This is a genomic window from Amycolatopsis balhimycina FH 1894 (genome assembly GCF_000384295.1).
Lineage (GTDB): Bacteria > Actinomycetota > Actinomycetes > Mycobacteriales > Pseudonocardiaceae > Amycolatopsis > Amycolatopsis balhimycina.
In genome coordinates this window covers 1,101,934-1,124,323 of sequence record NZ_KB913037.1, presented here as the reverse complement: position 1 = coordinate 1,124,323, position 22,390 = coordinate 1,101,934, and the positions used below count along the sequence as shown (strand labels likewise).

At 66.5% G+C, this 22,390-nt stretch carries 20 protein-coding genes and 2 pseudogenes; 6 read left to right on the top strand and 16 right to left on the bottom strand.

The window, feature by feature from the left end:
• Positions 1–6 precede the first annotated feature (6 nt).
• The 4 genes from istA (at position 7) to A3CE_RS56065 (ending at position 3,560) form a co-directional block, all read left to right on the top strand.
• Positions 7–1,272, top strand: coding sequence for an IS21 family transposase (gene istA, locus A3CE_RS0104285; RefSeq protein WP_020638827.1), 1,266 nt, complete (start codon positions 7–9; stop codon positions 1,270–1,272).
• On the top strand, positions 1,269–2,078 hold the full coding sequence (istB, locus tag A3CE_RS0104280; protein ID WP_020638826.1) for an IS21-like element helper ATPase IstB: 810 nt from the start codon (positions 1,269–1,271) through the stop codon (positions 2,076–2,078). Before istA ends, istB begins: the two co-directional genes overlap by 4 nt.
• A 77-nt stretch (positions 2,079–2,155) precedes the next feature.
• The gene (locus tag A3CE_RS0104275) at positions 2,156–2,815 is read left to right on the top strand and encodes a hypothetical protein (protein WP_125592183.1); all 660 of its coding nucleotides are present in this window, start codon (positions 2,156–2,158) and stop codon (positions 2,813–2,815) included.
• A gap of 556 nt (positions 2,816–3,371) precedes the next feature.
• The gene (locus A3CE_RS56065; RefSeq protein WP_125592185.1) at positions 3,372–3,560 is read left to right on the top strand and encodes a hypothetical protein; all 189 of its coding nucleotides are present in this window, start codon (positions 3,372–3,374) and stop codon (positions 3,558–3,560) included.
• A gap of 172 nt (positions 3,561–3,732) precedes the next feature.
• Here A3CE_RS56065 and A3CE_RS0104270 read toward each other — a convergent pair.
• The 9 genes and pseudogenes from A3CE_RS0104270 to A3CE_RS0104230 all read right to left on the bottom strand — a co-directional run.
• A pseudogene (locus tag A3CE_RS0104270) lies at positions 3,733–3,952 on the bottom strand (IS481 family transposase); the annotation flags it as partial.
• Positions 3,953–4,151: 199 nt separating this feature from the next.
• Positions 4,152–7,238, bottom strand: a complete 3,087-nt coding sequence (locus A3CE_RS0104265) for a DEAD/DEAH box helicase (RefSeq protein ID WP_020638824.1) — start codon at positions 7,236–7,238, stop codon at positions 4,152–4,154.
• Positions 7,239–7,259: 21 nt separating this feature from the next.
• The gene (locus A3CE_RS50070; RefSeq protein ID WP_020638823.1) at positions 7,260–7,859 is read right to left on the bottom strand and encodes a restriction endonuclease; all 600 of its coding nucleotides are present in this window, start codon (positions 7,857–7,859) and stop codon (positions 7,260–7,262) included.
• A 514-nt stretch (positions 7,860–8,373) separates the two neighbouring features.
• Positions 8,374–8,868, bottom strand: a complete 495-nt coding sequence (locus A3CE_RS0104255) for an NUDIX hydrolase (RefSeq protein ID WP_020638822.1) — start codon at positions 8,866–8,868, stop codon at positions 8,374–8,376.
• A 57-nt stretch (positions 8,869–8,925) separates the two neighbouring features.
• Complete coding sequence (locus tag A3CE_RS0104250) at positions 8,926–9,741, bottom strand: endonuclease/exonuclease/phosphatase family protein (RefSeq protein ID WP_020638821.1); 816 nt, start codon at positions 9,739–9,741, stop codon at positions 8,926–8,928.
• Positions 9,732–10,364, bottom strand: coding sequence for a dTMP kinase (tmk, locus tag A3CE_RS50065; RefSeq protein WP_020638820.1), 633 nt, complete (start codon positions 10,362–10,364; stop codon positions 9,732–9,734). Before tmk ends, A3CE_RS0104250 begins: the two co-directional genes overlap by 10 nt.
• Positions 10,361–11,467, bottom strand: coding sequence for a radical SAM protein (locus A3CE_RS54725; RefSeq protein ID WP_020638819.1), 1,107 nt, complete (start codon positions 11,465–11,467; stop codon positions 10,361–10,363). Before A3CE_RS54725 ends, tmk begins: the two co-directional genes overlap by 4 nt.
• Before the next feature lie 47 nt (positions 11,468–11,514).
• The gene (locus A3CE_RS0104235) at positions 11,515–11,775 is read right to left on the bottom strand and encodes a hypothetical protein (RefSeq protein ID WP_245589424.1); all 261 of its coding nucleotides are present in this window, start codon (positions 11,773–11,775) and stop codon (positions 11,515–11,517) included.
• Positions 11,772–12,599, bottom strand: coding sequence for a Scr1 family TA system antitoxin-like transcriptional regulator (locus tag A3CE_RS0104230; protein WP_084641251.1), 828 nt, complete (start codon positions 12,597–12,599; stop codon positions 11,772–11,774). Before A3CE_RS0104230 ends, A3CE_RS0104235 begins: the two co-directional genes overlap by 4 nt.
• Before the next feature lie 516 nt (positions 12,600–13,115).
• On the opposite strand from A3CE_RS0104230, the gene A3CE_RS0104225 reads away from it, so the two are divergent.
• Positions 13,116–14,558, top strand: a complete 1,443-nt coding sequence (locus A3CE_RS0104225) for a helix-turn-helix domain-containing protein (protein WP_245589774.1) — start codon at positions 13,116–13,118, stop codon at positions 14,556–14,558.
• Here the strand turns inward: A3CE_RS0104225 and A3CE_RS0104220 are convergent.
• The 7 genes and pseudogenes from A3CE_RS0104220 to A3CE_RS0104185 all read right to left on the bottom strand — a co-directional run bounded on the left by A3CE_RS0104220 (position 14,549) and on the right by A3CE_RS0104185 (position 19,852).
• Positions 14,549–15,106: an NUDIX hydrolase gene (locus tag A3CE_RS0104220; protein WP_020638815.1), complete on the bottom strand. Its 558-nt coding sequence runs from the start codon at positions 15,104–15,106 to the stop codon at positions 14,549–14,551. The genes A3CE_RS0104225 and A3CE_RS0104220 overlap by 10 nt on opposite strands.
• Positions 15,107–15,386: 280 nt before the next feature.
• Positions 15,387–15,770, bottom strand: a complete 384-nt coding sequence (locus A3CE_RS59540; RefSeq protein WP_342668278.1) for an HAD family hydrolase — start codon at positions 15,768–15,770, stop codon at positions 15,387–15,389.
• A 272-nt stretch (positions 15,771–16,042) separates the two neighbouring features.
• Positions 16,043–17,033: pseudogene (locus A3CE_RS50060) on the bottom strand (amidohydrolase family protein).
• A 202-nt stretch (positions 17,034–17,235) separates the two neighbouring features.
• Positions 17,236–17,682 (bottom strand): PNPOx family protein, encoded by a 447-nt coding sequence (locus A3CE_RS0104200; RefSeq protein ID WP_020638811.1) that lies wholly within the window; start codon positions 17,680–17,682, stop codon positions 17,236–17,238.
• The gene (locus tag A3CE_RS53285) at positions 17,679–18,803 is read right to left on the bottom strand and encodes an MAB_1171c family putative transporter (protein WP_020638810.1); all 1,125 of its coding nucleotides are present in this window, start codon (positions 18,801–18,803) and stop codon (positions 17,679–17,681) included. The genes A3CE_RS0104200 and A3CE_RS53285 overlap by 4 nt, the downstream gene beginning before the upstream one ends.
• The gene (locus A3CE_RS0104190; RefSeq protein WP_245589423.1) at positions 18,800–19,351 is read right to left on the bottom strand and encodes a hypothetical protein; all 552 of its coding nucleotides are present in this window, start codon (positions 19,349–19,351) and stop codon (positions 18,800–18,802) included. The genes A3CE_RS53285 and A3CE_RS0104190 overlap by 4 nt, the downstream gene beginning before the upstream one ends.
• An 81-nt stretch (positions 19,352–19,432) precedes the next feature.
• Entirely contained in the window at positions 19,433–19,852 is a 420-nt protein-coding gene (locus A3CE_RS0104185; RefSeq protein ID WP_020638808.1) for a helix-turn-helix domain-containing protein, read from the bottom strand.
• Between the two features lie 220 nt (positions 19,853–20,072).
• Here A3CE_RS0104185 and A3CE_RS0104180 point away from each other — a divergent pair, with 220 nt between their 5' ends.
• On the top strand, positions 20,073–22,373 hold the full coding sequence (locus A3CE_RS0104180) for a helix-turn-helix domain-containing protein (RefSeq protein WP_020638807.1): 2,301 nt from the start codon (positions 20,073–20,075) through the stop codon (positions 22,371–22,373).
• The last annotated feature ends 17 nt before the right edge of the window (positions 22,374–22,390 follow it).

Genomic DNA, 22,390 nt, shown 5'->3' with positions numbered 1-22,390 from the left:
AGGAGGGTGCTGAACGTGGAGGACTGGGCGGAGATCCGCCGGTTGCATCGGGCCGAGGGCGTGCCGATCAAGGAGATCGCCCGGCGGCTGGGTATCGCACGGAACACGGTCCGGGCGGCGTTGAGATCGGACGGGCCGCCGAAGTATGAGCGGGCGGCGCGAGGGTCGGCGGCGGATGCGTTCGAGCCGCAGATCCGGGCGTTGCTGGCCGAATGGCCGCGGTTGCCGGGACCGGTGATCGCGCAGAAGATCGGCTGGCCGCATTCTATGTCGCCGTTGAAGAAGAAGCTGGCCGCGTTGCGGCCGGAATATGCCGGGATCGACCCGGTCGACCGGGTGGCGTATGAGCCCGGGCAGGTCACCCAGTGTGACTTGTGGTTCCCCGAGCCACGGATCCCGGTCGCCGCGGGTCAGGAAAGGATGCTGCCGGTGCTGGTGATGACGTTGTGCTTCTCACGGTTCCTTACCGCGACGATGATCCCGTCGCGGCAGGCCGGGGACATCCTGTCGGGCATGTGGCAGCTGATCAACGGGATCGGCCGGGTCACCAAGCAACTGGTCTGGGACCGGGAGTCCGCGATCGGCGGGACCGGGCGGGTCAGCGTCCCGGCCGCGGCGTTCGCCGGCACCTTGGCCACGAAGATCGTGCTCGCGCCACCGCGGGACCCGGAGTTCAAGGGCATAGTCGAGCGGAACAACCAATTCCTGGAGACCTCGTTCCTGCCTGGCCGCGTTTTCACCTCACCCGCGGACTTCAACATCCAGCTGGATGCGTGGCTGGCCCAGGCGAACAACCGGACCGTCCGGTCGATCCAGGGTCGCCCGGTGGAGCTGCTGGAGACCGACTACCAGGCGATGCTGCCGCTGCCGCCGGTCGCCCCGCCGATCGGGCTGAACCAGCGGGTCCGGCTCGGCCGCGACTACTACGTGCGGGTCGACACCGTCGACTACTCCGTCGACCCGCGGATGATCGGCCGGTTCGTCGACATCGCGGCATCCCCGGAGCAGGTGAAGGTGTCCTGCGACGGGCAGGTCGTCGCCCGGCACGACCGTTGCTGGGCCAAGCAGGTCGTGATCACTGATCCGGCCCACCAGCAGGCCGCGGCCTTGCTGCGGAAGAACTTCGCGGCCGAACGCGCGCGCCGCGAGGCCTCCGGCGAGACCCGTCGTCACGCCGACGGACACGTCGTCGCGATGCGGGCCCTGCCGGACTACGACGCGCTCTTCGGCGTCGATTTCACTGCACCACCAACGAAAGCGAGCAACACGTGAGCACAACCGAGTCCACCTCCGCGGCGCCGAAAGATGGGCTGCCGTCCCAGATCGCCTATCTCACCCGGGCGCTCAAGACCCCGACGATCGGGATGTTCTGGGAGCAGCTGGCCGGTCAGGCCCGGGACGAGAACTGGTCACACGAGGAATACCTCGCTGCGCTGCTGGCCCGCCAGGTCGCCGACCGCGAATCCAAAGGCACCGTGATGCGGATCCGCACCGCCCACTTTCCGGCGGTCAAAACCTTGGAGGACTTCAACCTCGATCACCTGCCTTCGCTGCGCCGCGACATCTTGGCGCATCTGTCGACCGGCACGTTCCTCGCGAAGGCCGAGAACGTGATCCTGCTCGGCCCGCCCGGCATCGGCAAAACCCACCTCGCGATCGGGCTCGGCGTCAAAGCCACCCAGGCCGGCTACTCGGTGCTGTTCGACACCGCGAGCAATTGGATCGCCCGGCTCACCGCCGCCCACCACGGCAACCGGCTCGAGGACGAACTCAAGAAGATCCGCCGCTACAAACTGATTATCATCGATGAGGTCGGCTACATCCCGTTCGATCAGGACGCGGCGAACCTGTTCTTCCAGCTCATCGCTTCCCGCTACGAGCAGGGCTCGGTGATGGTGACGTCGAACCTGCCGTTCGGGCGTTGGGGTGAGACCTTCTCCGACGACGTCGTCGCCGCGGCCATGATCGACCGCCTGGTCCATCACGCCGAAGTTCTCACCCTGACCGGCGACTCCTACCGGACCCGCCAGCGCCGCAACCTGCTACGCGACCAGCAGCAGAACCCCGACCGGAACTAGACAGCAACACCGCGGAGGGGTCAATTTTCCGGAGACCACCGGGGGTCAAAGTTCCCGAGGCGTTGACAGAGGCCGACGTGCGTGACCGGGTGGATGCCGCTCTAAGTTCCGGGATGCTGCGCCGCGGGATGGTGCTTCTGTGCTCGACGTGCCAGCAGAAGCAGTTTCAGACTATCGATCGGCTCGGCCAGCGCTGGCGGTGCGCCCGCTGTGACGCGTTGAACGACCTTGACCGGTCCGCGTGGAAGCTCCCCGTGAACGAGCCGACGTGGTTCTACGACCTGCATCCGGTGGGCCGGCATGTTCTGGCCGAGCACGGTGAAGTGTCTGCCCTGCTGTCGGCATACCTGCGGGCGACGCGGAAGGACCGGCGCTCGTCGTTCGGCGACGTCGAGGAGGTCACGTTTCTCGACGGAGGCAAACCACAGGTCGAAGTGGATCTGGTGGCGTATGCCGACGATGTCCTTACCGTGGCCGAGTGCAAGAGCGGTAGCGACCTGACCGGCCGAAAGGCCAGATTGGAGGTGGAGAAAAAGTGTCGTGTGGCGGCGTGGCTGCGCGCCGACCGGCTACTGTTCGCAACCAGCGCCGAGGCATGGACGCCGGCTACTATCGGCTCGGTCAGCGACATCGTGCGCGACTTCAGTGGTTGGGGTACGTCGGGTTCACCAGAAGTCAGGTTTATCTCGGGTCTCGGGCGGAATCATGCCGATGTCGTCGATGAAAGCGGCATATGACTGATGCCCCGGTTGGATGTGGTTTTCGGTACTCGCTGCGCGTTCTTCGTGCGGAAGGCGAAGAGCTACGCGCCCGATATTTACACCGAGCCGATTCTAGCGCAGTGACAACGGCTGTAAAAGCCGACGCGGGCGGCAGAGTGGAGCCAGGGCCGGCGGAATTGCAATAATCCTGCGTCATTCATCCACCGGGCGTTAGCATTGGCTCAATGAGATTCTGTGCCCGGCAGGCAGTGCAGGTCACGTCCTAAATGCACGTCCAGGAGTACGCGAAATCCGGTCCCATGAGTAGGCTTGAGTGTCGGGTGCCCAGACCTGACATGCAACGGTGATCTCTTCCCGTGTCAATTGTGGTCCTTTGTTCGACCCGCAAGTCCATTTGTAGGCCTGGTCAGTGGCGTGAAGAACACGACCTGCGAAGCTGTGCGGTTTGGTCTGACCCGGAATCCATGCGTCAGCCGGATATCCGGCCCTTTCGCAGGCGTCCTCCATGTGTGGCAGTCCAGTTTCCCGAAGCGGTGAATCTGGCGGCAGGGAAGTCTGACCGGGGTACTGCATGCTCGGCTCGACTCGAGGCTGCGTCGTCGGAGTTTGCTGTGAAGACGCGGTGGGGCTTGAGGCGGTAGGTGATACCGTTGGCGCTGCCGATGGTGACGAGTTCCAATCGTTTGTCGCGCTGACGATGGCGGCGATCATTCCGATCAAACCAATTACACCGCTGGTGATCGTCCATCGGTCTGGGTGATTCGACAGTCGTCGCATGAGGATCGCGAGTAATACTAGAACGGCGGCGACGATGACGATCGCTGTAGTGCGGGCCGCAGGACTCATAGCCCCAGAGTCGATTGTTTCGGCGGTCTTGTTACACACTTGTCAGTGTCATCGCACAAGCGACGCGGGCAGATACTCGCATCTCAGCGCCGCAGTACCCCGCCCTTGACGATTCGTCGTTCGGTCCGCGTCGGTGTCTGGGCTGGACTGGTGCGCGGGCGGCTGGGCTGGTCGGCCATGCCGGCTTTGCCGAGGTCGCGGTAGCGGCCGGCCCTGCAGACGGTGGTCGAGAACCGCACCTGGAGCCCGTTCCGCCGCCCGTCGTAGTCGTAGCGGTCAGCCGTGCTCAACGACGCATCGGGCCAGGTGGAGTCTCTGCCGGTCGGGGTCAGGGTGCGTTGGCGTGGGTCACGGGGACCTCCGTTGGGCTGGTGTCGACGTCGCAATCCACACCGAACCGGAGGCCTTCCGTCACACCAAGGTCATCCGACCATGTGTGACCACGATCGCGACCTCCCCGAGCAGTACACCTAGCTTTCTGCGGCCGCGGGTGTCCACGACGGTGCTACTCAGTGGGCGGCGGGAGCAAAGGGACGAACGACTCCTCGCTCTGCCGCTCACGGTTGTGCAGGAAGGCCTGGAGCTCAGCGGCCCTGGCCGTAGAGACGTTGAGGTGATCGGCCAGGCTCTCGACGTCGCTGGCTTCGACCTCATCAGGGGTCGTGATGCCGTGGCCGAGAAGTGCGAGGTACTGCGCCCGGGTGAGTTCGGCGCCGAGCACCATTCCAAGGTCGACAAGCTCGGCTGGGATGCCGAGTTCGAGACGTACCATCGTGCGCTCGGCCAGGGAGCTCGTCGCGACATCGGGGTGCAGGAACGTGAACACTCGCATGACGGCCGGTACCAAGTCGCGCGTGCGACCGGCGACGCTACGTATCGCGCCCGCGGCCTCGTTGCCAAGGTTGTGCTGCATGAGGTGTTGTTCCACAACGCCGAGTGGTGTGCTGCTCGCGTACAGCAGACAGGCCATGGCCTTCTTCGCCCTGACCGCGCTGGCGAGCTGGTCGGTGCCGCCAATGCGCAGCATGTTCTGCACGCGCGGCTCGACCTGCTGGTTCATCAGCTCCTGCGGCCATCGTCGGTGTTCGGTATTCCTGGCTTTCCGATGGAACGGGAAGTGGACATCGTCGAGTTCCTTCGTCACTTGGGCGGCGGTGATCAACGTCGTCGAGTTCGGTTGTGCAGTCACGTGGCGCAGCACTTCGACCAGCCGGATGATCGAGTCGACAAATACTCCACCTTCGCCTGCGAACCGCCCGAGGTCGGTTGGCCGGTACCGACCACCGTCGACGATCTCGATCAGCTGGTGCTGTTGAAGCTCGCTCAGGATGCCGAGAATGCGGCCTTTTCCCCAGCTCCATCCGGGGTTGGCCTGACGCTGCTGAAATGCGGCGAAGGTGCTTTCCAGGAAGGAGATCAGCACGTCGGACTCGACGCTGCCGTCCGGGCCGGGCTGCAGCGCTGCGAGTGTGCGAAGCACCTGCGTCCGGTGGTCGGTGACGTCTTTGAGGAAAACCGATTTCACGTCCTCGGGCCTGCCAGTGACGTAACGAGACCAGATCCGTTGAACGTCGAGACCTCGGGTTCCGACGATGTAGGACTCACCGTGTTCAGCATACCCCAGCCGGCCGGCCCGGCCGACCATGTTCTTGTACTCGGCGACAGTGTACGGACCGCTGAAATGATTGAGCCCGACGATCACTACCGCGGATGCGGGAGTGTTCACGCCCATGGCGAGCGTGGTGGTGGCTACGAGAACACGAAGCTCGGTGTCGCGACGACGGAACTCCTCCTCGAGGACCAGCCTTTCCTCGCGGGTGAGGTCGGCGTTGTGAAAGCCGACCCCTCCGGCAAGCGTCTTGTGCAACCGTTCGGAGGATGTCGAGAGATCGCCCGTCGGCAAGGCGTCGAGCGCGGCTTGGGCCGGTGGGAGACCGAGCTGTGCGGACAGGTAACCTGCACAACCGAGCGTTTCGCCCTTGGTTTCCCGGAAGACGATGACTTGCTTGCCTTCGCTGACAAGCTTGGCGACCAACGGGATGACCACATCCTGGCTGCTGTTCTTGCCACTCCACAACGGCGTGATCGCCTTCTCGGCCTTCGGCTGTCCCTCCTCGTCCAGGTACCGGTACTGGCCGGTCCCGTCGACGACGCCTTCGACCAAGGGCACAGGGCGTTCTTCCCGCCGGAGCTGCCGTCCGTCGAGCCAGCGCTCCAGACCGCCGGTGTCGCCGATGACGGCAGACAGGCAGATGATCTGCGGATTGATTCCGGCGGCCCGGCGGCTCTTGACCAGGGTCAAGACGAACTCGAGGTCTGCTCCGCGGCCCGGGTCGACCAGCATCTGCACCTCGTCCACGACAATCGTGCCGACTTGGCGCAGCAAGTACGGGTTGGCGAGGATCATCGAGCCGAACTTCTCGTAGGTCATCAGGCAGATGTCGTAGCGGCCGCTCATCAGCGCCGCGTTGTCGTCGCTGATTTCCCCGGTCGACCTAATGGTCACGACACCGAGATCGGCGTACTTGCGCGTGAATTCCGCGTACTTGTCATCGACCAGCGCGCGCATGGGGAGCAGAAACAATGCGCGCTGGTGGTCCACCGCGCCACGGAGCGCGGCCAGTTCGCCGACCATGGTCTTGCCCGACGAGGTCGGAGCGGTGACGAGCAGGTTCTTGCCGTCAAGGACGCCGAAGTCGTTGATCGCGGCCAGTTGTAGCGCATTGAGCTCGGCTATCGACCGCCCCCAGGTGTCCAGGACTACCTGAGGGATGCCAAAGGATGCCAGACTGTCCAGGTCCGCTGTCGCGGGCTGGCGAACGAACTCGGGAAAGGCTGCCGCATATCGGGCGCCCGGCGTGAGGATCGGCCACGTCGGCGTGCCGGCGAGGCTGCCTCGAAAGCATGGATGCTGTTCCTTGCGGACTGCCGAGGACGCGTCGACTACCCTGCGGGTGACGTGTTCAAGGAGTTTGTACACGTCGATCTTGCCACCGCTGACGACCTCCGGCGCTCCCTGCAGCGCTGTCAGCAGCTCGTAGGTCAGCAGGCCGTGACCAAGCCCGGGGTCCTCGTATGCCCGCTCATTCGGCGCGGACGCAGCGAGAACGATCCGGCCGTGGCCGGCGATGTGCTCCAATAGGTCGAGCTCCGATTCAAGACCGCGAGCGTGTAACGGAGCTGTCAGGGCCTTGGCGCCGAATCCGCCGGAGAAGCAGCAGTCGAGCACGCAGATCAGCGTCGCCGCCGGGATCTGGTTCAGAAGTTCGGCGAGGTCTTCCAGCGGTAGCCCGGTTTCCTCGAGCCTGGCGCGATCCGCATCATACGGGACCAGTTCGTGTGTGGTGCTGCCGTGACCCGAGAAGCTGACGACGACCAGATCGTCGTCGCTGCTGGACGCCGCCAGCCGCCGTAGCTCCTCGACGATCTTGGCTCGGGTCGCATCCGCGTCGGTCAGCAGAGCAGGTTCGCCGTCGAAGCCATCGGTGAACAGCGCGTGCAGTGCGGTCGCGTCGCGTACCGCAGAGGTGAGGAAGCCGATGTCGGCAGCCTGGTAGCGGTCGATCCCGATAAACGTGCCGTGGAACCGCATGGTCAACTCGTTCTCCGGGGTCTATACCGTCGGCATCTCGCCGGAGGTAGTGAACAGCAGGTCGCGTACCGACGATTGCTGGTCGCTCAGCAGCACATTGCGGAATCCCCGGTCGCCGAGACTGCGGGCGTACGCGAGAAAGTTGCCTGTGGGTTGCGGGACGGCCGGTGCGTTGTGGTCACGTGTCTCGTATGTCCAGGCTCCGTCGACCAGCCTCACGCACGCGATTCCGTGTTTCTGCGCGTACTGCAACGCGCCACGCTGGAACCCGCTTGCAGCGACGACAACACCCTTGTGTGCTCCCGTCGAACGCAGCTTGTCCTGGAGGACCTGGACGTCCTCGCGTTCGACCGGGCGAGAGTGTCTTTTGCATTCGAAGAGGATCACGAAATCGGCGCCCATAACCCTGAACCGGGCGGTCACATCGATAATGTATGTGCCGTCCATGCCCTCGACCGGGTCCAGGTGCTCTACTCGCCAGTCGGTAATCTCGTGGCCCGTCGTCGTGACAATGTCGACGACGGCGCGCTCGTACTCAGCTGGGCTCAGAGCGAACGTCGGCCACCGATCGAACCCATCCTCTACCACGAGCGCCCCACCTTCCGTTGCGGACATCGGCATCAGCGACCATTGTTCCGCGCCGCAAGCAGATAGCTTTCCGACACGCTACACCGTGTGGTGCGGTCGATTTTCGTAGGGGATACCGCTGCTTTACGTCGACCGTGCGGACTGAAACCGTTTGATAATATCCGCGCAGAGCCTGCGTGGTCGTGTGAATCGCTGTCGCGATCGGCTGCGGGGAAGCCCGGGCGTCGGCCTCGTCTCAGTCGCCCATCCGTCGGCCGCAGGCACGCTGGCCGAGCGGTCGGTCGAACTCGATATCGACAGCACAGAGGTCGGTGCGGTGACCGCTGGGCCTGTGCGTGAGCCGCCGGATGGATACTCTCGGTGATTCTCACATCACCGCTGAGTATCAGTTCCTCGGCTTCGGCCGGACGTTTGCGCAGCCGCGATGGCTCGGCCCTCGTCGTGTCATTGGACGGCTCCGCTGCTAGACGGTCCGGTGGCGCAGTCGGTCTGTGTCCGATCGCGATGCCGACCTGGTCAGCGATGCGCCCACGCGGGAAGGCTGGTCTCAGGCAGTGAGTGTCAGGGGAGTGATTGGGAAGCGGTCGTCGAAGAGTGCCTGCAGGAGGTCGGGCAGCTCGGCGGGCAAGAGCTTGTCACGGCAGGTCGAGACCGCGGCAGCTGACCACCAGCGCCGCTCAATCAGGCCGGCGCGCTCGTTGGCGGTGTGTCGGAGGGCGACCTGCGGGGCGTCGTGGTCGGTGCGGGCGAGGTAGACGTGGTCGAGGCGGTGGTGCTCTTGACCGCGGTAGGTGAAGCGGCTCTCGCGGGTCCAGAGCTTGCGGCCGATCTCGTCCAGAACCAGCCCGGTTTCCTCGGCGATCTCGCGGCGGGCGGTGTCCTCGAGCTTCTCGCCCGGGTCCTGGCCGCCGCCGGGGAGTTCCCACCAGTGATGGTCGGGGTTGTCGGGATCGCGGGCGTGGATGAGCAGGACTTCGTCGGCGGGGTTGAGGAGCAGGACGCGGGCGCCGACCCGCAACGTCGGGTCGCTGGCGACGGTCATCCGGTGAGGCCCCTTGTGCTCGGCGGCTGGTGTGGCGGCCGGGCACGAGCCCTCTGGCTAGAACAGCGTTGCCTCGCGGTCCGCGGCCGGGTCGGAGGTTATCAGCGGCGCGGTCGCGGTGAGCGTCAGCTGGACGGCGAGTCCTGAATGGTCCGTGAGGGCGGGGTTCCCCGAACGGGTGTCGTGGACGTACGTGCAGCTGGTGAGGTGGGCGAGGAGCGGGGTGGAGGCGTGGGCGTGGTCGTAGCGGTAGCCGAGTTCCGCGCGGCGGGCCCAGCTGTGCTCGACGGCGGTCGGGTGCAGCGCGCGGAAAAGGTCGGTGAGGCCGTGCCGTTGGGTGAGCGCGGTGTAGAAGGTGGTCTCGAACGGCGCGAACTGCCCTGGGTGCGGCGGTACGTGACCGGGTTCCAGGACGTTGAGATCACCCAGCAGGAGAACGGCGGCGTCGTCCCCGGTGGCTTCGTAGGCCTGGTGGAAGGCGTCGATCCACGCGCGCTTGCGGGTGGTCTTAGCTTCGGTGGCGTCGCGGGAGGGGACGTAGGCGCCGAGGACGCGCAGCGGACCGCCGTCGGTGTCCAGCACGATGCCGGCCAGCCGGGCGGGCAGGTAGGACATCGCAGCGCCGATGGGGTCCACCGTGCACTCGAACCGGGACAGCAGCATGACGCCGCGTTCCTTGTCGGGGTGCTCGGGGTAGGTGACTGACCAGCCGGCGTCGCGGTAGGACTCGGCGATCAGCTGGGTGCCGGGCCCGGAGCCGGTCTCGGTGAGCACAAAGACGTCCTCGTGGCGGCGGGCGAGCCAGTCGCGCTGGCGGCGGCCTCGTTCGAGGGCGGGGTTGCCGACGTTGAGGGTGAGGACGGTCAGGGGCATGCCGGGCTCTCCGTGAAGATGCGGTGGATCAGGTCGACGATGGTGCCAGCCGTGGCGCGGGGATCGTCGGCGCACTCGATCATCTCGACGGGCCAGCCCTGGTCGCGCAGAAAAGTCATGGCCGCCAGATAGCCGAGGGTTTCGCGAAAGCTGCTTCCGGGGGTGCGCTCGAAGCGGCTGTGTCCGCCGCGGGCGCGGAGTCGCTGTTCGACGTCCGCGGGTGGAGCGTTGAGCGCGCACACGAGGTCGGGGCGGTACACATCGTGGTTGAGCGCCCAGACGACATCGAGCGGGATGTCGTCGAGCCCTTGGAGGACCAGCGACGATGCCGCGTACCGGTCGCAGAGCACGATCTTGCCCTCGGCCAGGGCCGGGAGGATCTCGCTGGTCAGCTGGTGGTGACGGTCGGCCGCGCATAGGCAGGCCAGAGCCATGTCGCGGTAGGTGTCGGTGCCGTGCCGAGCCAGTTCGCCCAGCGGGGAGCGCGACGGCTGGACGGTGGCGTGCACGGGAACGCCGTCCGCTCCGAGGAGCTCGGCGACCAGCGCAGTGATCGTCGTCTTGCCGACGCCGCCGGGGCCTTCGAATGCCACCAGCTTGCCCGGCAGCCGCAGCGCGCTCATGCGACGTCCAGGGGCAGCAGCCGGTGTTCTTCGGCGGTGACGGGGCACTGCTCGGCGTCGACGTCGCCGATGCGTCCGCCCGCGGCGACGACCGCGGCGGGGCAGCCTTTGCCGCATCGGGGTTCGAGGCTGCAGGACGTACAGGTCGGGTTCGCGTCGACCTGGAACCGCTCGTGGAAGCGGTAGTTGTCGAGGCGGGCGGCGAGGTCGCGATCGGTGAAGATGTTGCCGACGATGAAGTCGGTGTCGGGGTGCCGCGAGATCGGGGTGCGGGCGGCGAAGACGAGGTAAGGGCAGACGGTGACCTCACCCGGAGTGAAGACGTAGATGATCGTTCCGGCCTCGCAGCCGGCGAGGGGCTTGCGGTCGGTGTTGGGGAAGCGGATGTGGGCGATGTCGAAGTCGGGGCCGTCGAACGGGGCGGTCAGCTCGAAGATCTCCTGCATGTGCATGGTCGTCTTGGCGAGCTTTCGCTGGGACTTCACGCCGCGGCCCATGCTGCCCAGCGGGTTGAGCAGGACGTAGCGGGCGCCGTTCTCGCGGGCGAAGGCGCACAGCCGGACGTACTCCTCGTTGGCGGCCAAAGAGTTCGGCGTGCACAGCAGGCCCTGCAGCAGCCCAGCCGCGGCGAGCTTGCGGACGTTGGCCACGGTCACGTCGAACGAGGCGCGGTCGCCGCGGAACAGGCCGTGGGAGTCGGCGGCGAACCCGTCGAGCGAGACGTTGACGTGGACTCCGGCCGTGGTCAGCTGCTGGATGAGCTTGTCGTCGAGCTCGGTGGCGTTCGTGCAGATGCCGACGTCGATTCCGGCGTTGCGGAAGGCGTGCACGATGCCGAGGAAGTCCGGGTGAACGGTCGGCTCGCCGCCGGTCAGCGTCACGCGCCGAACTCGGGCGTCGGCCAGCCGAGGGACGACTTTCTTGACGACCTCGGTCAGCGGCATGTCCTTGCCGCGTTTGGTGGCGGAGACGAAGCAGTGCGCGCAGCGCAGGTTGCACCGCTCGGTGATCTGCACCAGAGCCTTGCGGTATGGGGTGTCGACGGTGGTGCGGAAGTAGCAGCTCGACGCCTGCTCGTCGACGGCGATCGGACGGACGGTCATCGTTTACTCCCTTGAGGACGATGCGAATGGCTGTGGCTAGGGCAGGTTCAGTTTCTTCCGGTTCGGTTCTGCCGCAGTGGGATGCCTCGCTGTTGCCGGACTATCGCGTCGCATCGTTCGCACTGACGGGGTATCGTGCTGTGCCGCCGTTGGCTCAGCGGCAGGAATGCTGCGACGCCCGTGACGCCGCAGAGCATGGTGATCGCCTCGCCCGGGTCGGGGATGCCTGCAAGGCGTGCGTGGTGCCACACGCCGTCCATCACCGGGTGGATCATGAGGGGATCGATGTAGATCACCGCGGCCGTCATGACGCTCGGCCCCACGTGAAGCCGTCCAGCGTGTCGGCTTCAGCCGCCTCCGTCGAGGCTTGGCGCTGAAGGGCTCCTACGGTGTCCGAATACTTGTCGAGCAGTACCTTCTCTGTGAGGTACGCGGTGCAATGAACGTTTTTGAACGCTACGGCAATCGATGTGCGTCGGTTCTCGAAGAGGGTGAAAGCGTGAGGCGGGCTCAGTTCGTTCGCGGTTGTCGGCACGATCCTGACAGTGACGTGGAGCAGGCTCGCCGCGCTTCGAAGGCGCTGGATCTGTTCCTCAGCGTCAGCTTCGTTGCTTGCCGCACGTACTGCCTCCTCGCTGATGAGGAAGAGGTAGCGGCGAGGACCGTTCAGCATCGCTTGCTGGCGAACGGTTCGTTCAAGTGATTCCAGTTCGCGACAAGACGGGCTCTCGTCCGCGCCGGGGTCGCGATCGAAGTGTTGTGGAGTCCGAAGGAGATCGGGAAGACAGAAAGGAGCCCACTCCACGACCCGCTCCGCCAGCTGCTCGTACGTCCACATCAGACTGAAGGCCTGCGCGTCCTCGCCTGTGATGAGGTTGTCGTCATGGAGGTGCTTCGCCAGCTCCATGAACCTCTGGTACTCGGCGCCACTGATCCCGAGGAAGCCGAGAATGTGGGCGACATTGGGAGGATGCGGGATGTGGGTTCCCAGCTCCCAGCCGGACAGGCGCGCCGGTGACACGCCGAGCTTGTCAGCGAGTCGGCGCAGCCCGATCTTTCGCCGTTCGCGTGCCTCGCGGAGGCTGGCGCTGACGATCAATGCGGCAGGGCGGCGGATGGTTGGCAATGACATGGTCGATCTCTCTGCAGATTGTCGTGTTGTTTGGGATACAAACGAAGAACCGTGGCTTGTTATCGCCAGCGCTCCGGCAGTGGTCGCGGAGTACCGAACTTCGGCCAGAAGGTGTCGAGTACCAGCGTCGCCGCTTGATGATCCATCTCGGTCAGCTGCTCACCGTGTTCGCGCGGTCGCCTGAGCTGCCGGAACGCGGCCTCCAAGAGGACAGCCCCTTTCGGCTGGGGAGTCACGGCCAACGAAACCGGACCCGAGGAGGCAACCTGAACTTCGGTCGAGGCACCTGAGTCGCGGGGGATCTTGTTGTCACCGTGTGCTACCGCTGTCGCTTGCATGGGTTGAGCGTGCAGCGGAACGTTGCGGCCGCAAACGACGTCGACGTATGAGTTTCAGCAGGTAGGAGTCGTGTGGTACCGGATTCCATACATCCGGAGGATGAAATCCGACACGGTGTTGTGTTCAATCGAATACACTGCGTGCCAGGTATTGAGGAGGAGAGGAGCCAGCGTGCAGATGTCGACGAGAAGGTGCGAGAAATGCGGCGCGCGCCTGGCTCGTGACCGCGTGAGCAACCACTGCGGCCCCTGCCTCCGGGTGTTGATCGCGAACGAGGCGCCGCCTCAGCCGGACACCTTCTGGGCTGCGGAGAGCATCAGCGCTGCGCTGAAGGATCGTCATTTCGGCTGGCTCTTCGCCGCCTATCGTAAGGAATCCAACCCGCACGTGTCACAGGCAGCGCTCGGCCGTTGGCTCGGCCTGACGCAGGCGCAAGTCAGCCGGCTGGAAGCGCCGGGCGCCCGCCCTCCAAGCAACCTGGTGAACCTCGAACGCTGGGCGAAGGCCCTGCAGGTTCCTCCGGCACTGCTGTGGTTCAGCGTTTCCCATACCGTCGACGAATTGGCCGACTCGGGCGACGACATTAGCCTCGGATGTGTGCAAAGGCGACAGTTCTTCAGGACCGCAGGTGTCGGCGCCACGGCGATCGGCGCATCATTGCTCGGCGCCGGGCCAACCGCCGCTGCCGGCCCGCATAAGCCTCGCAGCACGGACGTCGAGATCGTGCGCGACATGACGGCGACGTTCCGGCGTCTGGACAATCGCTTCGGGGGCGGACACAGCCGCGCGACGACGACCATCACGAACTACCTGACATCGACCGTCGCGCCGATGCTGAAGGATACGACCAGAAAAGCTGCGGCACGCGAAGAACTGCTCGGTGCGGCCGCCGAACTACACCAGGTTGCCGGCTGGATCGCGTTCGATATTGGCAACGCCGCGGAAGGACAACGGCGCTTGCGTGATGCGTTGAAGCTGTCGCAGGACGCTGGTGATGATGCGCTCGAAGCCGAGATGCTGGCAGCCATGAGCCACCACGCTGCATTCAACGGCGCCCCCGAGGTCGCCGTCGACATGGCGCTTGCGGCAAGGCGTACCTCAAAAAGGTCCGGTCTGGCCGCGCTGCAGGCGGAGGCCGCGGTGCTCGAAGCCCATGGCCACGCTCTTCAACGAAACTCCTCGGCCTGCTTCGCGGCACTCCGCGAAGCCGAGCGGGCCTTCGAACGGTTTTCACCCGGTGCCGGGCCGGCGTGGCTCAACTACTTCGACAGCGCGTACCTGTCGGCGAAGTTCGCTCACGTGTTCCGCGATCTCGGCTCCGCGGCCGAAGCCGAGCAGTTCGCACGCCGAGCGCTCGGGATGGACGACGGGTACGAGCGTGGGAAGTTGTTCAACACCGCGTTGCTCGCGTCGACGTTGGCCGATCAAGGCAGGGTCGATGAAGCGTGCGTGGAGGCCACGGCTGCGGTGCGCATGAGCGAGCAGGTCCGGTCGATCCGAGGCGGTGCGTACCTCGCCGACGTCGGCCGTCGGCTCAGCCCTTACCGCGCCGACCGAAGGGTGCGTGCGCTCTACGCGCAGATGGACGCCGCCGGCGTGCCCACGCCGGTTCATCGGTAGAACGCGAGGACGTGGAGTAAGGCGACTTGGGAAGCCGCGCCGACGATCTCACCCTTGGTGATGCGGTCACGGACCGTGTCGAGCGGTATCCAGGCAACCCGCTCGGCCTCGTTGATGTCTTCGGGCTCGCCGACGTACTCCGCGCCGCGGGCCACGAACAGGAGGTTCTCGGCGTCCGCGCTGCCTACGGTGGGTTGCATCGATCCGAGCGGTTCGACGTTCAGCGGCCGCCAACCGGTCTCTTCCTCGACCTCGCGGACAGCTGTCGCCGCGGGGTCCTCGCCGGGGTCGACATAGCCGCCAGGGAGTTCCCAGACCCACCGGTCGATGATGAACCGGTGCCGCCACATCATGAGCACGCGGTCCTGGTCGTCGAGAACTGCCATCATCGCGGCCTTGGGCATGCGGAGCACGTACTGCTCGAACTTCACTCCGTCGGGTAGCTCAACCGAAGCGATGCTCAGGCGCAGGCGACGGGTGTCGTCGACGACCCGCTCGCCGTGGATCTTCCAGCGCGTCAGCTCTTGCCCATTGAGTTCGTCGGCCACGTCACGAGATGCTACGACGTGTTCCGCAGGGTGCGCGCGCTGCCGGGTGAGGATCACCGTCCGCGCATGTTCACACTCTCGTGATCAACTTTGGCCGGGCCACGGCGGAGAAGCGCGGTCCAGAGTCCGGCAACGATGTCGTTGTCGCGGTGGTCGCCGAGGTAGAGCAGTTCGCTCCGCGGCACATCAGCCAGCTCGACGACGCGCTGGAAGAACGCCGGATCCGGCTTCGCGACGCCTCAGGCCGCCGAAGTTCTGGCGATCAGGCTGGGCAGCTCGTTCAGGGAGTCGATGACCCAGTCGGCGTTCGCCAGAACCGCCGGGGCGTCCGCCCACAGAGTCCCCAGGGACCGCGGCGGATCAACGCGGTCCAGAGCCCGGCGGCGTGACCGGCGACGACGTCGTTGTCGCAGTGGTCGCCCACGTAGAGCAGCTCGTTGGGAGCGACGCCGGCCAGCTCGATGACGTGCCGGAAGAAGGCGGGATCCGGCTTGGCGACGCCCCACTCAGCCGAGGTCGCGATCGCGTCGACAGGGAGGTCGAGCTTGCGGAGCAGGCTCCCGGCCTTGGCGGTCTGGTTGCCGGCGAGCCCGACCCAGAGCCCTTTCTGCTGGAGCGTGGCGAGGGCGGGCCGGACGTCGGGGTAGAGGTCGTTCTCGTCGATGTGCTCGCCGGTTGCCGGCGTCCTCGCGGCGCTGTCGCTCGGCGGCGACGTCGAAGTCCGGCTTGAAGTACCGGAACGTCTCGGCGTTGTCCCGGCCGGACGCGGTGACAGCGCCGAGCACGGTCGAGAACGTGTGCCGGCCGACGCCGATCCAGTCCGCCCAGGTGTTCCACTCGCGCGTGTCGTCGAGCACGGTTTCCCCGATGTCGAGGACGACCGCCCTCACGGCATGGCGCTACCCTCCCGTAGGAGATGTTCCGCGCCCGAGTCTGTCATCTCGCCGCTGCTGTGGCGGGCAGCCCCCTGACCAAGACCAGGTGAAGCTGCCTCAAGTTGGCCAGGTCGGAGAGCGGGTCGCCCGTCGTGACCAGCAGGTCCGCCGACAAGCCCGGTGTCAGCTGGCCGGTTGTGCCGCCGAGACCCAAGGCTTCCGCGCTCGTTGTCGTGGCCATCTCGATGATTCGTTCGCGGTCGAAGCCGAGGTGCCCGTAGAGCTGGAGCGCGCCGGCGTAGTCGTCGAAGCTGGAGTTCGCGGTGCCGGCGTCGGTGCCGGGGATCATTCGGATGCCGTGGCTGGCCATCCACTTGAACCGGTTGGCCACAGCCTCGGCGCGTGCGGCACCGAAGCGGTTCATGACGGCTCGCCAGTCCGAGGGCCAGGCGACGCAGGCGAAAATCCCGCGCTCGGCGATCTTCTCGGCTACCTCGTCCCGCAGGTCGTAGCCACCTCCGCCTTCCTGCATCCAGGTGCAGTGCTCGATGGTGGCGACGCCTGCCTCGGCGGCCGCGGGCGATCGCGTCCGAGCCGTGAGCGTGTGCGGCGACTGGTAGGCGTGCCTTCGCTGCCTCGTCGACGACGACCGCGAGCTCGCGCTTGGTCAACTGGCTCTCCCACATTGGCGGCGATTTCGGGGTGATCTGGCCACCGGATGCCATCACCTTGATGACGTCGGCGCCGAGTTCGACGTTGTGCCGCACACGCGCGCGGAGCTCGGCTTCGCCGTCGGTGGCGCCGCCGAGGAACCAGCAGTGTCCGTCCGGAACGGTGATCGGTGGCCCGGACGCGACGATTCGCGGCCCCTGGGTGTGTTGGTCTCGGAACTGGATGGCGAGTCCGTCGCGGTCACCGAGGTCCCGGATCGTCGTGACGCCCGAGCGAAGGAGGCGGCCCGCTCGTTCCGCCAGGTCGGCGTGGGTCGCATCGGCTGCTGCCTGCACCGGGTCGCGTCCGGCGTCGAGGACGAGGTGGACGTGGCAGTTGATCAGGCCGGGCAGGATGGTGCCGCCCGGGAACGCGCGGCGCTCGGCGGTGGGGGAGGCGATTCCTTCGACGGCTGCGCGGGGCCCGACTGCGCGGATGGTGCCGTCCTAGAGGAGCACGGCTCCGTTGTGGATCCGGCGGCCGGCCGGGCCGGGGAGGACCTGGTCGGCGGCGAGAAGCTGCTGTCGCACGGCGGGGGACGTTTCAGGCGGGAAGGTGCAGCTGGAACACGGCGATCTGCTGCATGAACGGCAGAACCTGTTCCAGCGGGGCGTCGCCGGGGAAGGGCCATTCGTCGGAGACCCGGGGGAGACGGCCCAGGTAGCGGGCGACCGCGGTGGCCCCGTCTTCGTCTTCGACCAGTTCGGCGTCGCGAAGCTCGTGCTCGTCGGGCTCGACGACGCATCGGCCGGCCGCGAGTAGGTTGCGCACCCAGTCGCGACGGCGGTCCGGCGAGCAGACGTACTGGACCCCGCCGAGCTGCATCAGGGCGATCGGCACCGATCGTGGCTGGCCGCTGGTGCGGCCGGCGACCGTCATGACCCGCAGCGCATAGTGGCCCTCGCGGTGGGGCTGTGGCTCTTGCGAGCGGATCCGCTCGAGCATCTGCTGGTTGCGGTGGCCGATCTCGGCGTTCGAGGGGGTGGTCACGACGCTCCTTCCCGGGCCAGTGCCCGCGAGAGGTGGATGAGCTGCCGGACATCGGAGTTGATGCCGGCGTCGTCGGGCGCCGCGACGAGCACGGCTGTCCGGTTGGCTGGTCGGCGGCCGCCAGCCTGGTGTTGGAGTGCGCGCCGGAAGACACCGAGCTGCTCGTCGGCCGGGTGGTTCGGGTCGAAGCCCGCGTCGAGCAGCTGTGGGCTGAGCTGGAGGAGGCCGTCGCGGATCTCGATTACGCGTCGCCAGTAGCGGTGGCCGACCTGGTGGGGGAGCAGCGTTTCCAGCCAAGCTTGCCGCGGCGCGTGGTCGAGGGTGTCGGCCGGGAACACGGCGTGCAATGCGCGCCACAGCGGCCAGAGCTCGGCGTAAGCGCGGCGTCGGCGCAGCCAGGTCTTCAGGGCGGCGAAGCGCGCCGCGAGACCGATGGAGAACACGCCGGCGAGGAACAAGAAGATACTGATTGGAGCCAGCCGGTTGGTCAGCTGCGTCACCGGATACCCGAAACCGGGATGGCCGGCCCAGCGGACGATCGTGACGACGGCTCGGGTGCCGGTTGTGATCGCTGCGCAGACGAGTGCGAAGGCGACAACGCGGAGGCCGAAGCGGGCGCGACGGCCGGACTCGGCGGCGTACCGGAGGGCCCAGCGGCTCGTCTGCACAGTGGCGTAGAAGGTGTAGCTGTCGGTGATGATGTAGAACGGCGCCACCCCGGGGTGGCTCATGTTGTTCGGCAGGACCCCGGTCAGCGGGTACGCGGTGTCGCGGAGTCCGGAGGGAAGCGCGAGAATCGCGGCCGTCATCGCCAGCCAGACGCTGACGAGGGTGGCCGTTTCGATGCGGACTCGCCGCCATGAACCGCCGGCCGAAAGCAGGAAGAACAGCAGCAGGGCGTAGCGCGAGGTGCTCAGCGCGAGGTTCGTCAGCAGCTTCACGGTGCTGGACGCGGGCAACTCGCCGAACACTGCCCGGACGAACGTGACGAAAGTTGAGGCGCCGAGCAGTTGGAAGGTCACGCAGACGACGACCGCCCAGAGCGCCGGGTCACGCGGGGAACGAGCCAGCCGGTAGAGGAACCAGGCCAGCACGAGCAGGAGGAAGTTCGTCAGGTTCACAGCACATCGACCGGATCGCCGAGGGAGGTCTGTGCGCGTCGAGCCCGCGGCGACCGTCCCGGCAGGCTGATTTCCTGGGCCTTGACGATGGCCTCCAGCAGGACGGTCGCAAGTGCCTCGGCTTCCTGCTCGTACTCGTTCTCGTAGGAGGTGCGGCGGCGCAGAGCTTTGCGGATGACATCCGGCGGGATGTCGGGCAGCAGCTGGCGCCACATCGCGTCGTCGCCCTCGTCCGAAGGGTGATCGGCAAGAAGGTGGCCGAGTTCGTGGGCGATGATGTGCTCCTGGTGGAACCGCGTCGTGCCCGCCCGCTGGTAGAGGATGATGTCGGCCGCCGTCGTCTTGATCCACAGGCCGAACGGTCCCGGGACCTCCATCGGGACGCCCAGCAGGCGGATCGGTTTTCCACGGTGTTCGCCGAGCCGGGTACAGATCTCGGCCATCGGCGTCGGGCCTTCGACACCGGCGGCTCGAAGCTCGGATCGCAGCCTGCGCCGCAGGCCGGCTGTTCGCTGAGCGCGACGCACGCGCTGAACCAGGTTGCTCACGACGGTCCTCCCAGCCCGTTGTTGATCAACTTTCACGATCGTCGCAGATCAGACGCAGTGTTCGGCACCTTGGACGGCAAGTCATCCGGACGTGTGATTTTCGCCGTCGCGGCTGGCCTGGAAGTCGATGAAGTCCAGGACGGTGGACAGGGCGTTCGGTGACAGCTCACTCGCCCGGAAGGCGAGGTCGCTGATGCCTTGCCTGGACAGCCGGGCGAGGATGGCGTACTGGCCCTGGATCTCGCGGGCGCGCTGGCTGGTGCCGAAGTATTCGAGTTCGACCCCGAGATTCGTGGCGAGCAGCTGCGTCAGTCGAAGGCTGGGCTCGTTGGAGCCCTTGATTAAGCCGTAGAGGTGGCTCTTGGAAATGCTGACCTCTTCGGCGACCTCAGCCACCGTGTAGGGTCGCCCGTCGTCGTGCTTCTTCAGGCGGATCAGTCGCTCCAGCAGGACTCCGAATGGTTCCACGGCGCCGAGCTCAGATTCGGTTAGTTCGGACACGCCCACCTCCTTCGGAACCGAGTCCGAAATACTGGACTATTGGTCGCAGTGCGTCCGGTTTGGTTGACTCTCCGTCCGGCGTTTCGTACCGTTCTTGTTGATCATTCCAAGGTATCGGACACCGGGAAGCTCAGGAACTGCTGAAGCCCGTTGTCGCTCGATCGGGTCCCCGCCCAGGTAGACGCGTCATCCGACGCGATCTGGTGCGCGGGGAGGCGCGATGAGGACAATCGACAGCTTCGCAGCGGCGGTGCACCGCAAGCGGAGAGAACGAGGTCTCACACTCGGCGAGGTCGCGACAAAGGCCGGCTACAGCGCGAGCTACCTCTCGAAGCTGCTACACGGCCACCGCACGCTCCTGCCGGCGGTAGTGCACGACCTCGACACCGCACTGGCGGCCGACGGCGAGCTGGACAAGATCGCGGCAGCACAACGCGGCGACACGAGCCCGTTTGCGCGTCCCGTCCAGCTGCCAGCCGCTCCCGCAGACTTCGTTGGTCGTGAGGAGCAGCTGCAGGCCATGGACCACACGCTGGTGACGCAGGGCCGCCCGGGAGCCACAGCCACCATCGTCATCGAAGGCGGCTTCTGGACGGGCAAGACCGCGCTCGCGGTGCACTGGGCCGCCGGCGTCCAAGCGCGCTTCCCAGGTGGGTGCTTGTTCGCCGACCTGCGAGGTCTCGCCCCCGGCGCACCAGCCGATCCGGGAGAGGTCCTGGACGGGTTCCTGCTCGCGCTCGGTGTCAGCCCGGCCGAGCTCGGGACGTCCAGCCTGCAGGCTCGAGTCGCCCGGTACCGCTCGCTGCTCGCCGAGCGGCCCGCGATCGTGCTCCTCGACAACGTCGCCGACTACCAGCAAGCCGAGTGGCTCCTGCCCGGTGCCGGCAGCGTCGTGCTGGCCACCAGCCGGGAACGGCAGTCCGGGCTGCTGGCGCGCACGGGCGGCACCGTCATCGAGTTGCCGCCCCTGACTGCCGGACAAGCGCTCGAACTGCTCGGACGTCGCATCGGCGAGGCCCGCGTGCGAGCCAGCGCAGCCGCTGCCGACCTCATCGTCGAGCGGTGCGGCCGCTTGCCCATGACCGTTCTCGTCGCTGCCGAGCACCTGCAGCGGCACCGTGAGACGTCCTTGACCGAGCTGGCCGAGCGCCTGGACTCCGAGAAGACACGCCTCGATCTCTTCACGTCGAACGATTCGGCGGTGAACATCCACGGCGTCATCGACATCTCGTACCTGGCGCTGCCGGCGACGGTCAGGCGGGTGTTCCGGTACCTCGGCATCGACCCGGCCAACGTCATCGGGCCCGAGGCGGCCGCCGTGCTCGCCGACCTGGAAGTCGAGCGCGCGGAACAGGCCCTCCGGATCCTGGCCGAGGCACACCTGCTGGAGACGTTGCCGGATGGCCGGTACCGGATCAGCGTTCTCCTGCGGGCTTACGCACACCAACGGGCTCTGGTGGAGGAGAAGCTCTCCGAGGTCGAGCGGGCTCATGACCGGACACTGCGGTGGTACGCCGCCGCAGCGTGGGAAGCGAATAACACGTTGATCCCCAACTGGGCGGACAGCGGCCTTACCCCGCGGAACCTGTCCGGAGTCGAATCGATGTCGTTCAAGGCGCGCGGGTTCGAGTCCGCGATGGCCTGGTGCGAGCATGAGGTATCGACTGCCCTGCAGGTCGCGCGCAACGCCCGGACCTACGGCGCGAAGGACATCTTGTGGCAGCTGCCGACGGCGTTCCTGCCGTACTTCGTGCTGACCCGCAGCTGGAACACCTGGTTGGTCGCGGCCCATGACGGCCTCGCCGCGGCACATGCGGCCGGCAGCGAGGCCGGGATCGCTCGAAGCCTTGAGGCACTCGGCTGGGTCGAACACGAGCTGGGCCGGACCGACGAGGGCATCCTGCACCTCGAAGAGGCGCTTCGCCGTCACGCCGAACTCGGCGACGACCGGTCACGCGCATGGACCGCCTATGGGCTCGGGCTCGCCTACGCCGATTGCGGGCGTACCGAGGAGTCGCGCGAAGTCCACGAACTCGCCGATCGCTTGTTCGCGGATTCCGGGACCAAGATCGGGCTGGCGGTGAACCGGGCGGCCCTCGCCGGCGCTTGTGACCTCGTCGGCCAGGCGGACAAGGCGATGGAGTACGCCCTCGACGCCCTGCACCGCGCGCAGGCGTTCACGTCGAAAGCCATCCTCGGCATCGCGCACCAACGGATCGGTGTGCTGCTCAGCCGGCACGGCCACCACCGGTCGGCGCTCAAGCACTTCGACGAGGCCCTGGCTGTCCGCGGCCGGAGCTGGCAGCGCTGGGGAGCCGCCGAGACACTGATCTCGCGAGCGGAGGCGCTCCACCAGCTGGGGCAAGTCGAGCAAGCGCGCGAAACGTACCTGCAGAGCCTTGAGATCCTCGACGCTATCCGCGACGTACGGGCTTTGGATGTTCGCACGCGGTTGGCTTCCTTGGAGGCGCGTAGCGTCGGATCGGCAGGTTGGACACGACAGATCTCAGCCACTGCCTAGCGAATCGTCACGCTGCG